Source organism: Collinsella aerofaciens, assembly GCF_005845035.1.
Classification (GTDB): domain Bacteria; phylum Actinomycetota; class Coriobacteriia; order Coriobacteriales; family Coriobacteriaceae; genus Collinsella; species Collinsella aerofaciens_I.
Window position 1 is genome coordinate 1 of record NZ_SPFO01000044.1, and the last position, 1,887, is coordinate 1,887.

Sequence of the window (1,887 nt, forward strand, 5' to 3'; positions counted from 1 at the left end):
GCTCCGTCTCGCTCGCCAACAGCCCCTCGGGCGGCGCGGTGGCCACCATCGCGGTCCCCCTGTGCGGGGCCTGACGAATCAGGCCCTCACACTGGCATACCTCGCAACCAAACGCTTCCCGGATAATTCATGAGGCCGTACTCGTATTCGAGCCTGCCTATCTCTGCGGCAAGCGCCTCCGTCATGTAGAAGTTTTTCGTGCGGCCCGTCGACTTCGCCAGGCGGTCGTACCTGTTCGCAAGGTCCTCGGGGATTCTCAGGGCTGCGGTGGCGGTTGCCATGACGCACCTCTTGGTTAGATGTAATACGTATATTTCTTTCTATCACATCACCCGAACCCCGCACCGGCGTACGGCCGCATCTGCTTTTTACCTTACATTGTGTCAACCGGTCCATGCCCGGCATATTCTGCCGGATTGAATCAACCGTTAAATCAATCCGAGCCTTTAAGGGGCGGTTGAAATCCTTCGAGGACTGAGGGCACCGTCCCTAGGTCGGCTCCTCGATGGCCTCGGCTGAATTCCCCTGCAATCGACCGCATGGGTTCCGGCACGGGGTTCTGGCGCTGCCCGAACGGGGCGCAAGACTCGGCCGTCGGTCGTGCCGGACGGCATACGTTTTGAGACCGGCAAGCTGTTGCCGGCTCGAGGACAGCGGCCCGGTGCACCGGGTCGATCGATAGAGGACTCAGGTTCACAGCGCAGTTTCTTGGGGCTCGCATATATAGGAAGACTTGATCGGCAATCGATTTTAATGAAGTCGACAGCGCATGTCAGAGCTTTCAACAAATTTAACATGCCACCCTTTATATCCGCACGCGCGTAATTCAACTCATAAGGACCGGCTATCCCTTACCTGTGACACAATCTCAAACGCACAGAACAGAATCATCAGTCCAATCATCGCATAAGAGGCAGCCGAACCTTCAAGCACTATTCCACAAAGAACAATCTCCGCGCCGCCAATAAGAACTGTTATCAGGCGCTCTGCCTTTTTGCTCTCGCCGCTCGCATAAAAAGACGGCAAAGCGCACAAGATCACATATAGCCCGGGAAGGGAATACAGGATCGATAGTCCAAGCCCCCCATCAACCGCAGTGTTTTGCGTAAGAATCAACTGAACCCAAACGGCAATTATCACTGAGCAGGTTGTCGATAAAAGAAGACTAGAAATATAGCACGCAACAAAGTCCCGTCGCATTCGAACAGAGAAATCCGCGAACTCTCTTCGCCGCGTGGAAACAATAAGGTACACAGAAATTGCAAAAGAACCAATCAGAGAAAACAGCGGAACAACCAGCAATTCAAGCTTATTACCCCATCGATCAACCACACCCCCACTCCAATGAGCGGGAATTGTATCAGGGAGGACTGACCAAGCCGCCCATAGAATCAGAAATGGAAGAATAGAGAGGATGAATGATGATAACACTGCAGTAATTTTTTTGAGGCTCTCATCGATTCCGCATCTCCTTGCGCGCCCACATTCCACTCCGCCTTAAATCAAGTATAAATAGATGGCGCTCGGTATTATTGGCGCAATCGCGATAGCGATTACCGCCGTTGTTTCTTTAAAAATGGTAGGAATACATGTCTCCAAGAATTGATATATCGATTGACGAGCTGCCCGAAGCGTCGAGCCTTCTTGATGGACATGACTATTCGTCACAAATCATTCAGCGTATCGCCGGGGTTCCAGTAATACTCGATGCATCGGGATGCCCTCATTCCCCATTTTTCGAAGTTGAATATGATGACAGGACGACTAGGTTTACAAGTCAAGCAAGTTAATAATCTATGTGGTCAATATAATACCGTTGAACCCGCATATCGATACCGCTCAGCCATTCGCCTCGCCCCCGTCGCACGCATCTTCATTCGGTCTGTC

Annotated in this window: 2 protein-coding genes; both read right to left on the reverse strand. The window is 51.9% G+C overall.

What is annotated here, in order from left to right:
• Nucleotides 1-86: 86 nt before the first annotated feature.
• The gene (locus FGQ67_RS09960) at nt 87-281 is read right to left on the reverse strand and encodes a ribbon-helix-helix domain-containing protein (protein ID WP_138341788.1); all 195 of its coding nucleotides are present in this window, start codon (nt 279-281) and stop codon (nt 87-89) included.
• 550 nt (nt 282-831) lie between these two features.
• Nucleotides 832-1,491: a DUF1648 domain-containing protein gene (locus tag FGQ67_RS09965; protein WP_138341790.1), complete on the reverse strand. Its 660-nt coding sequence runs from the start codon at nt 1,489-1,491 to the stop codon at nt 832-834.
• Nucleotides 1,492-1,887: the final 396 nt, after the last annotated feature.

Excerpts from the sequence above, each read along its gene's own strand:
- FGQ67_RS09960 (WP_138341788.1), bottom strand. The coding sequence starts at position 281 with ATGGCAACCGCCACCGCAGCCCTGAGAATCCCCGAGGACCTTGCGAAC.